The organism is Moraxella lacunata (assembly GCF_002027545.1).
In the GTDB taxonomy this organism is placed as follows: domain Bacteria; phylum Pseudomonadota; class Gammaproteobacteria; order Pseudomonadales; family Moraxellaceae; genus Moraxella; species Moraxella lacunata.
This window is the reverse complement of the sequence record NZ_MXAN01000041.1, coordinates 1-8,824: the sequence shown is the minus strand read 5'-3', so window position 1 is coordinate 8,824 and position 8,824 is coordinate 1. Positions and strand designations below refer to the sequence as shown.

The window sequence follows — 8,824 nt, the reverse complement described above, 5'->3', positions numbered from 1 at the left end:
ATTTGGGGGTCGGTTCAGATTCGCCCTTTTTCCCGATTTAAAAACCTACATCACTTAAACGACCAATGGCGAGCTTGCCAGTTGCCAAGAGCATCTTTGGTTGAGTAGCCTTTGACATGCGGTTTCACCACACGCACATTCACTTGATGATATACCCACACATTTGGTACGTCTTTGTCCAAAATCGCTTCAAGCTCATGATACACCTTGGCACGCTCCTCGGGGCTGTTGGCGGTGTAGGCGGTTTTTAGCAGGTTGTCATATTCGGCACTAGAATACGCCCCATAGTTGCCCGAGCCTTTGGTTTTCATGACGTTTAGGAACGTGGCAGGGTCATTATAGTCGCCACACCATGCCGCACGAGCCATCTGGTGTTCGTGGTTACGGCGAGTGGCAAGGTAGGATTTCCACTCTTGGTTGTGTAGCTCAATCTTGATGGTCTCGCCAAGGGCTTCTTGCCATAGGGACTGGGCTGCCACTGCCACTTTTTTGTGGTTTTCGCTGGTGTTGTAGAGCAGTTCAAACTTCAAAGGATTTTGTTCATTATAACCTGCTTCTGCCAGTAGTTTTTTGGCTTCGGCAATGCGAGCGGTTTTGTCAAGTTTTTGCCAATCTGGGGTGTAGTTGGGGTTGTTGGCAGTAACTTTTGGGGTCATCTGATAGGCAGGGGTCTCGCCACGAGCCGCCACTTTTTCGGCAATCAGCTCTCTATCCATTGTCAAGGTCATCGCACGGCGAACACGCACATCATCAAAGGGTGGTTTGTTGACGTTCATTTCATAATAATACGAGCAAAACGATGGCGATGTTTTGACTTCATTTTTGTCGGCTTTGGCAAGAATATCGCTTGGAATGTCGGTATAAGTAACATCAATCTCGCCTGCTTGATAACGGGTGTAGTCTGTCTGCCCAGAATCAATCGGTAGTAGCACAAGGTTTGGAATGGCAACTTTGTCGGCATCATAATAGTGGGGGTTTTTGGCAAGGACGATTTTTTCGCCCATGACACGCTCTTTGATGATGTATGGCCCATTTACCACGATGTTTTCAATTTTTGACCAGTCATCGCCCAATTTTTCTACCACATTTTTGGGAACAGGTCGCATGGCGGTATAGGTAAGCATATCAGGCAAAAATGCCACAGGCTCGGATAGGGTAATCTCAACGGTCTTATCATCAATGGCTTTCACGCCAAGCTCGGTGGGGGCTTTTTTGCCTTCGATGATGTCGCTTGCGTTCACAAACTTAGCGTCTGCCACATAGTTGGCAAAGTTGGCAGCCGTCTTTGGGTCAACCATACGCTGAAAACTAAACACAAAGTCATGGGCGGTAATCGGCTCGCCATTTGACCATTTGGCATCACGCAGTTTGAACGTCCACACCTTGTTGTCGGCACTCTCCCAACTTTCGGCAATGGCAGGTTCAAGATTGCCATCAGAATCTGTACTGACAAGCCCCACAAACTGCTGACGAGCAAGCCCAGACTCGGGCACGCCCCCTGTTTTGTGCGGGTCAAGCGAACCGACTTCGGCACCGTTGTTGATGATGAGCGTATCACGGTCGGATTTTGGGGTGGTCGTGTCCGCCTTGGTCTCGCTTGTCTTGTCGGCGGTATCGCCCGTTTGGGCTTGGTTTTGGGGCTGACTGCACGCCCCAAAAAATAGCGGTAAGCACACAGGCAGGGCAAGGACTAGGGATTTTTTGGAAAATTTAAAGGATTGGCTTGTCATGTCAGCTCCATCGTGATTTGCGATATGTCTTGATACACCCTATTATCAGGGCTTTTTATGCAAAGTCTAAATTCCATTATGACATATATCTTTATCATTTTGGCATATAAAATGGCTTGGTTCATCATGTCTGCACCAGACACGAAAAGCCATGCACTCACACATCCACCATCTGATAGACATCATACGCTGGCACTTCATAAGGATGAGCCGATTTGTAGGCACGCACCACGTCCATGAGCCTATCATCGGGGACGATGGTCTCAACCCGCCATTCGGGGACGTATTCTATCTTATCAATCTGACCGATGGCAGGGTTTGCCCCTTTTAAGGGTTTAAACTGCCCCACGCCAAGCACTTGCCAAGAGCAATGGCTATATCCGTCAAATTGCCCTGCCCCTGCGTTAAATAGGGCGGTCTTGACGTTTTCTAGGTCGGATTCGGGGATGTAGGCGATAAATTTGTACATGGTTTGTCCTAAAATGGGTTGTATGGATGATATTTTTGGTATGATACTCTAAGTGTGCCCAAGAAACTTTAAAATTACTACAAACGCAATGATGTTTGGGCGTAGGGGCGTGCTGAGCACGCCTTGTGCGGAATATCATCAAAGGGTGTGCTCAGCACACCCCTACAAACCCATGGTAAATATCAAGTTGGCTGGATGTACTCTATCACAAAAGAGCGTATTAGGGCAAATCACTTTTGCCTTTTGCGGCAGTCAAGCCATCAAGCAAAATTGGGGCGTAGTTGATGCCTTATGACAGATGGAGAGCGAACTTATCCAAGCAAATGAGAATGAATAATAATTGATAATGGGGTGTGATTTTGTTATAGTATTATTTTTTTCACGTCAAATCAAACAGGGAAAACAATGACCAAATTAACCAAATTTTTTAGCGCACCATGGCTTAACCGAAATGAAGGTGTTCGCATGGCGGTTACGGGATTTTGGGTGTTCTTCTTTATATTGCTTCCAAAGATTATCCCTTCTCGGTTGCCGTCCAGCCTACATGATACAGCATTATATTGGTTTGGGGTTTGTGGCTTGGGGTTTGCTACCCATTCTTTGGCAAATGTTTATTTCTCAAAACGTGATTATTCTGATGAACAATTAAAATGGCTTAATAAAATAGGTTATGGACTGTGGTTGGTATTTATTTTATTGCCTTTTGGGATTTGGTGTTTTTTGAAATAACACGATGATAAGATGATTTGGATAATTTAACTGTGATAATCATGTATTAGGAAAACACCATGCCAACACCCGACCCCAAAAAAAGAAATTGCTATTGCAACTTATGGCAAACAGACCCTGATCATTTAAAAAAGCGAAATATTCCTTATGGATTTTGTGGTCTTTGCAACTGTGGAGAATATGGACATTTACGCCACGCACCCAATGGACCTTATACGGCTGAATTTTGCGATAAATGCTATCGTTTGGTGATGATTGTTAGTTTTGTTAAAATGTTCTGTTTTGTGCTATTTATCATCAGTTTAATTTTGACAAAATGGATAATCGCAGGTATTTTATTCATCATTGTGGTTGCGTTACATTTATGGGAAATGCTGCGTTAAATCACCATTGCCAAATATGGATAATAGCAAAATCGTTTAAAAAGATAACCTTGTAGAATTTTGGCAAAAAATAACTGATATGCTATACTATAAGGAATTTTTAAGAAATGGCGGAAAATATAATGGAAAATGGTTTTGTAGGCGGTACCTTAGTAAAAACAGGCGATGGCTACTGGAAACCCATTAAGGACATTCAAGTGGGCGATATGGTCATGTCAATGCCAGAAAACGGCATTGGTGAGCCAGTTCCCAAACGAGTCATCAATACTTTCCAATACGAAAATAAAGAAATATGGTATGTGGGCACGACTCGACTAGATAACTCGGGGTTCATTACTGAAAATTTTGCTGTTACACCCAATCACCCCTTTATGGTGTATGGCTATGTCAATAACACAACCAAGTTCTTTGATTACCTTGAACGAGATGACGGTGCCACCTATTATGATGAACCAAGATGGACACGAGTAGACCAATTGCGTATGGGAGATATTTTAATCAACTCATTAGGCAACTATTATGTCGTGGCTTGTGTTAAACCTTTCTATAAGTCTAAATTGGATGAATATGCTTGGTTACAACGCGGGCAAATTATGGGTGGATGGCAAGGCTCATTAGACTTCTTTCCAAACCCTGATTTTTATGGATTTTTAAAAACTTCAACCCCAATACTTATAAGGGTTTATTTTTAGTTTGGAAAGAGATTTATTAGAGGGGGCATTGGCTCAACCAGATAGTTTTGATGGTTTTGGACAAATATTTATTAGCGATAACCATACTCGAACAAACGAGATAGAGCCATTGCCCGAAAATGAAGTGATGGCAACGCCCTATTATAACCGTGATGGTTTTACAGGAACAATGGTCAAAGGAATTGCTTATCCTGCTTATACCACGACCGTTTATAATATTGAAGTTGAAGATTATCATACTTATTTTGCGGGAAGAACTGGAATTTTAGTGCACAATACCAATTGTGGCAAAACAAAGATGGATTGATTTTAGCCCTTAATGTTGGTAAAAATATGTTTATCAATGATTGATTTCATCTGATACGATTTTTGCAAAAATCCCAACTTTATTTGCAATTTTTTGTTATAATATATCCCAACTTGACGGAGTGCGGTTGTGCTTTTTAAAAATACAAATCGCTGAGAGCCATTGGCAATCCGTTGAACCTGATACAGTTCATACTGTCGTAGGAAATCAAGTTTTCAAAGTCTATTTGTGGTTAAGTAAAGTGCGTATTACGCACCAAATTAAAACTCAAACTTTAATCGGTGCGTACCGATATTTAACCTTACCCACACCCCATTTATCATAAGATTTTTGATGGCTTGATTTGTTTTTTAGCCATAGAATCTGTATCCATATCATCTTTATCATAAAAAATGAGATAAATCGCAGATTTTTCAAGGAAAAAATGCAGGCTGATAGTTATTCTATCAGACAAGTTTTTGACGATGAAAAACAAGATTTAGCCATTTTTTATATAAAAGCTCAATCGTGTTATTTCCTTAAAAATCAATCTATTGGCGTGATGGTGTGGATACAGATTCTCAATAAGGATTTTATGATGAGCCAAACAAATCAATCGCAAGAAATTATCAACCAACACGAACAAGATGCCAAGGATTTAACTCGTATCTTACCCGCTTCCAAAAAGGTCTATGTACAAGGCTCACGAGCGGACATTCGTGTGCCATTTCGTGAAATTACGCTTACCGACACGCCAACAGGTTTGGCAAAAGACGGTTTTGAGAAGAACGAGCCGATTTTGGTGTATGACACATCAGGCGTGTATACCGACCCAAGCGTTCACATTGACCTAAATCAAGGCTTACCCAAACTGCGTGAGGCGTGGATTGCCGATCGTGATGATACGGACGTTTTGGACGGTTTGACATCGGATTTTGGCAAGGCACGGCTTAACGACATTCGCACGGCGGACATTCGTTTTGCTCACATTGCCAAACCCAGACGAGCCAAACGTGGCAAAAACGTAACCCAAATGCACTACGCCAGACAGGGCATTATCACCCCTGAAATGGAGTACATCGCCATTCGTGAAAATGGCAAACAGCGTGAGGGCGTGGATTTACGCCAACATCAAGGCGAAAATTTTGGGGCGAGCGTGCGTGAGATTACCCCTGAATTTGTGCGTCAAGAAGTGGCAGAAGGGCGAGCGATTATTCCGTGTAACATCAATCACCCAGAGAGCGAGCCGATGATTATTGGGCGAAATTTTTTGGTAAAAATTAACGCCAATATTGGCAACTCCGCCTTAGGTTCGTCCATTGATGAAGAAGTCGCCAAAATGACGTGGGCGACACGCTGGGGAGCAGATACGATTATGGATTTGTCCACAGGCAAAAATATCCACGAAACACGAGAATGGATTATTCGTAATAGCCCTGTGCCGATTGGGACGGTGCCGATTTATCAGGCATTGGAAAAGGTAAGTGGCGTGGCGGAGGATTTGACGTGGGAGATTTTTAAGGATACGCTCATTGAGCAGGCAGAGCAGGGCGTGGATTATTTTACCATTCATGCAGGGGTGCTGCTGCGTTATGTGCCACTCACCGCCAATCGCTTGACAGGCATTGTCTCCCGGGGTGGGTCAATCATGGCACAATGGTGTTTGGCTCATCACAAGGAGAATTTTATTTATGAGCATTTTGATGAGATTTGTGAGATTGCCAAAGCCTATGACGTGGCGTTTAGTTTGGGCGATGGACTTCGCCCAGGGTGTATTCAAGATGCCAATGATGAAGCTCAATTTAGTGAACTAAAAACGCTTGGCGAGCTGACCAAACGTGCGTGGGAGCATGACGTGCAAGTGATGATAGAAGGGCCTGGACACGTTCCCATGCATATGATTAAAGAAAATATGGATATGCAACTCACGCATTGCCACGAAGCCCCATTTTATACGCTAGGGCCTTTGACGACCGACATCGCCCCTGGCTATGACCATATCACCAGTGCGATAGGGGCGGCGATGATTGGGTGGTATGGTACGGCAATGCTGTGTTATGTTACGCCAAAGGAGCATTTGGGCTTGCCTAATAAAAAGGACGTAAAAGACGGTATCATCACTTACAAAATTGCCGCCCACGCCGCCGACCTTGCCAAGGGACATCCGCTCGCCCAAGTGCGTGATAATGCCTTGTCTAAGGCACGGTTTGAGTTTCGCTGGGAAGACCAGTTTAACCTTGCCCTAGACCCTGACACGGCAAGGGCAATGCACGATGAGACCATGCCAAAAGAAGCCCATAAATCGGCACATTTTTGCTCGATGTGTGGCCCGAAGTTTTGTTCCATGAAAATCACGCAAAACGTGCGAGAATACGCTCGTGGCATGGACGAGATGAAGGATAAATATAAAGAAGGGGGCAGTCAGCTTTATCGGGTGGTGTAGTGATAGATTGCAAAGAAAAGGGCTTGGGTCAATCATCACCCCTAGCTCTCACCTTACTTATCGTGCTGTGTCCGTCATCGCTTATCATCAGATAGACTTCACAGTTTTTTGGGCGGACGGCAAGTTCAAATTCTCTAAATTTTATCATATTAAACAGGCGTGGACACTCGCCCCCATGATAACCAAGCACAAGTTGCCACATGAGCATACCCAGCCACATACCATGCGTAAAGACGACATAAGTGCCGTCTGGCAAGGCATCAAACGCATCACGCACCGCCTTGACACGCTCTGCAAGGTTCACAAAATTATCCGTTGTGGGGCTGTCGGTGTGGGTTTTGTCGTTATTCGCCCAGTAGTCGTCCGCCATTTTGACGATTTGGGATAAGGTTAAGTCCTTGATATGCTCATAATCTAGGTAATTAAACTCCCGCAAATCATCAATCTGCACAGGAGTCATGCCCGTCCTATCCAAATAAGGCTGTGCCGTCTGGTGCGTGCGAATGTAGGACGACACAAAAACCCTATCAGGCGTGGGGACGTGCGTGATGAGCCAGTCCGCCACGTCTGTCGCTTGGGTCTGTCCGAGCTTGGTAATGGCAATCTCGTGGTTGGGGCGAATGGCGTGTCCTGCGTTGGATTCGGATTGGGCGTGGCGGATTAGGTAGAATTTTTTCATGGGTTATTTATCAGCGTTTTTAAAAACTTCGGAATGCGTGTCCAAATAATGTAGCTCCAACACATTATCATCGTCTGATATTTTATAAAGTAGCACCAAATCATTTTTGACGTGGCAATCACGATATGCTTTTAGATTGCCTGTTAGGGCGTGGTCTTTATATTTGGGCGGTAGGGGCGTGCGATGAATGAGGCAATTTATCACTTCTGCCCATTCGCCACTGATAAGGTGTAGATAATGCTTTTTGGCACACCGTTTAAATGATGAGAAAATCTCAATCTCTCGTGGCGTTTGATGATTATCGCTCATTTGCCAAGTCCGTCATCATCTCATCAAAATCGGCATAACGCACCGATTTGCCCGCCTGCTTTTCTTGCTCGTTGGCATTTAGGGCAACCAGTACCTGCTCGCAAAGTTCATCATTTGCTTGCCAATCAAAAGATAAAGGTACGGTTTTGGTTTTGATGACTTGATTGGCAAAGAGTTTAAAGGCTTGGGGAACGGTCAAGCCATAGCCTGATAGCACATCGGCAAATTCTTGTCTTACCTTGGGGTCAAAGCTCATGTTAAAATTACCACTCATGACAGCTCCTTTTTCGTGGGTTTTTCTGTATTTTATCGTGATTATTTAAAAAATGCAATGAATGGGCGTGGGTTTGGGCGGTGTGTGGTGTGTCTTCTAGTTGGGCGTAAGGTGCGTACCACGCACCTTTTATACAATAAAATAATAAATTTGATAATTTCACAAGGATGAGTTGTAATTTACTACCTACCAATTTATACAAAAACCTTATCTATTAAAAATACCTAAAAACATATTGGTGCGTGTTACGCACCCTACCATTACTAGCAGAATCTGCACTCACTATTGCGACTGAACCTCTTTCAAGTAGTTTAACAACCATGACTATTCTCCTAATGAGTTAATTTTAATAAGATAAGGTATTTTCTTATCTCGTACTTTTTTACCAAAATCTTCGTAATATTCTGTGCTGTATGTTAAACATACCAAATCGCCTTGTTTGGCGTTTTTTAACATTTTTTTATTTTCTTGATAGAGATCAGATTTTGATTTTGCAAGATTTGCATTTCTGACAAAATGCAACTCCTTACCATGATTATTTTTAATTGAAAAATAATCAATGTTTCTATTTCTGGGGTCATCAGAATCAGGGGAGGAATAAAACTCAATAAAATGTCCACACTCATCTTTTGACGCTGATTGGAGTTTTTTTACCTCATTGGGTTTTATATAAAAGTAATAGACAGCACAAAAGAGTGAACCCATAACAATAATAAAAATGATTTGCTCTTTAAAAGACTGCACAAGATGTTCTGTTGAGCCGTATTCTGGTTCTTTTGACATATAGTTTATTCCCAATAATTGGCAGGCGTAGCAACTGTATCCCATAA

General features: G+C 43.1%; 11 protein-coding genes and 1 riboswitch. Of the genes, 5 read left to right on the top strand and 6 right to left on the bottom strand.

The annotated features are described in order from the left end of the window. Positions 1–50: 50 nt before the first annotated feature. Together B5J94_RS06310 and B5J94_RS06305 are read right to left on the bottom strand one after the other, a co-directional pair. Positions 51–1,730, bottom strand: a complete 1,680-nt coding sequence (locus B5J94_RS06310; protein WP_062501217.1) for a peptide ABC transporter substrate-binding protein — start codon at positions 1,728–1,730, stop codon at positions 51–53. A 157-nt stretch (positions 1,731–1,887) separates the two neighbouring features. Continuing rightward, on the bottom strand, positions 1,888–2,199 hold the full coding sequence (locus tag B5J94_RS06305; protein ID WP_062501215.1) for a YqfO family protein: 312 nt from the start codon (positions 2,197–2,199) through the stop codon (positions 1,888–1,890). A gap of 405 nt (positions 2,200–2,604) precedes the next feature. On the opposite strand from B5J94_RS06305, the gene B5J94_RS06295 reads away from it, so the two are divergent. The 5 genes from B5J94_RS06295 to thiC all read left to right on the top strand — a co-directional run bounded on the left by B5J94_RS06295 (position 2,605) and on the right by thiC (position 6,732). Beyond that, positions 2,605–2,928 carry a hypothetical protein gene (locus B5J94_RS06295; RefSeq protein WP_062501209.1) on the top strand — a complete coding sequence of 108 codons (324 nt, stop codon included), beginning with the start codon at positions 2,605–2,607 and terminating at the stop codon, positions 2,926–2,928. A gap of 59 nt (positions 2,929–2,987) precedes the next feature. Further along, positions 2,988–3,311, top strand: a complete 324-nt coding sequence (locus B5J94_RS06290) for a hypothetical protein (protein ID WP_062501207.1) — start codon at positions 2,988–2,990, stop codon at positions 3,309–3,311. Between the two features lie 107 nt (positions 3,312–3,418). Continuing rightward, complete coding sequence (locus B5J94_RS06285; protein ID WP_079364006.1) at positions 3,419–4,003, top strand: Hint domain-containing protein; 585 nt, start codon at positions 3,419–3,421, stop codon at positions 4,001–4,003. 1 nt (position 4,004) lies between these two features. Continuing rightward, positions 4,005–4,310, top strand: coding sequence for a hypothetical protein (locus B5J94_RS14750; protein WP_228144541.1), 306 nt, complete (start codon positions 4,005–4,007; stop codon positions 4,308–4,310). Between the two features lie 107 nt (positions 4,311–4,417). Beyond that, positions 4,418–4,534, top strand: a riboswitch (TPP riboswitch). Positions 4,535–4,884: 350 nt separating this feature from the next. Beyond that, entirely contained in the window at positions 4,885–6,732 is a 1,848-nt protein-coding gene (gene thiC, locus B5J94_RS06275) for a phosphomethylpyrimidine synthase ThiC (protein WP_062501204.1), read from the top strand. A gap of 28 nt (positions 6,733–6,760) precedes the next feature. Here thiC and B5J94_RS06270 read toward each other — a convergent pair whose 3' ends face one another. The 4 genes from B5J94_RS06270 to B5J94_RS06255 form a co-directional block, all read right to left on the bottom strand. Next, positions 6,761–7,411, bottom strand: a complete 651-nt coding sequence (locus tag B5J94_RS06270) for a histidine phosphatase family protein (protein ID WP_062501202.1) — start codon at positions 7,409–7,411, stop codon at positions 6,761–6,763. A gap of 3 nt (positions 7,412–7,414) precedes the next feature. After that, a complete protein-coding gene (locus tag B5J94_RS06265) occupies positions 7,415–7,720 on the bottom strand; it encodes a type II toxin-antitoxin system YafQ family toxin (protein WP_062501200.1) in 306 nt (101 codons plus the stop codon). Beyond that, positions 7,710–7,994, bottom strand: a complete 285-nt coding sequence (locus tag B5J94_RS06260) for a type II toxin-antitoxin system RelB/DinJ family antitoxin (RefSeq protein ID WP_062501198.1) — start codon at positions 7,992–7,994, stop codon at positions 7,710–7,712. The genes B5J94_RS06265 and B5J94_RS06260 overlap by 11 nt, the downstream gene beginning before the upstream one ends. Positions 7,995–8,318: 324 nt before the next feature. After that, positions 8,319–8,824, bottom strand: a 506-nt coding sequence (locus B5J94_RS06255; RefSeq protein WP_211271062.1) for a hypothetical protein, incomplete at its 5' end; no start/stop codon positions are given.

Excerpts from the sequence above, each read along its gene's own strand:
- B5J94_RS06310 (WP_062501217.1), bottom strand. The coding sequence starts at position 1,730 with ATGACAAGCCAATCCTTTAAATTTTCCAAAAAATCCCTAGTCCTTGCC.
- B5J94_RS06305 (WP_062501215.1), bottom strand. The coding sequence starts at position 2,199 with ATGTACAAATTTATCGCCTACATCCCCGAATCCGACCTAGAAAACGTC.
- B5J94_RS06295 (WP_062501209.1), top strand. The coding sequence starts at position 2,605 with ATGACCAAATTAACCAAATTTTTTAGCGCACCATGGCTTAACCGAAAT.
- B5J94_RS06290 (WP_062501207.1), top strand. The coding sequence starts at position 2,988 with ATGCCAACACCCGACCCCAAAAAAAGAAATTGCTATTGCAACTTATGG.
- B5J94_RS06285 (WP_079364006.1), top strand. The coding sequence starts at position 3,419 with ATGGCGGAAAATATAATGGAAAATGGTTTTGTAGGCGGTACCTTAGTA.
- thiC (WP_062501204.1), top strand. The coding sequence starts at position 4,885 with ATGATGAGCCAAACAAATCAATCGCAAGAAATTATCAACCAACACGAA.
- B5J94_RS06270 (WP_062501202.1), bottom strand. The coding sequence starts at position 7,411 with ATGAAAAAATTCTACCTAATCCGCCACGCCCAATCCGAATCCAACGCA.
- B5J94_RS06265 (WP_062501200.1), bottom strand. The coding sequence starts at position 7,720 with ATGAGCGATAATCATCAAACGCCACGAGAGATTGAGATTTTCTCATCA.
- B5J94_RS06260 (WP_062501198.1), bottom strand. The coding sequence starts at position 7,994 with ATGAGTGGTAATTTTAACATGAGCTTTGACCCCAAGGTAAGACAAGAA.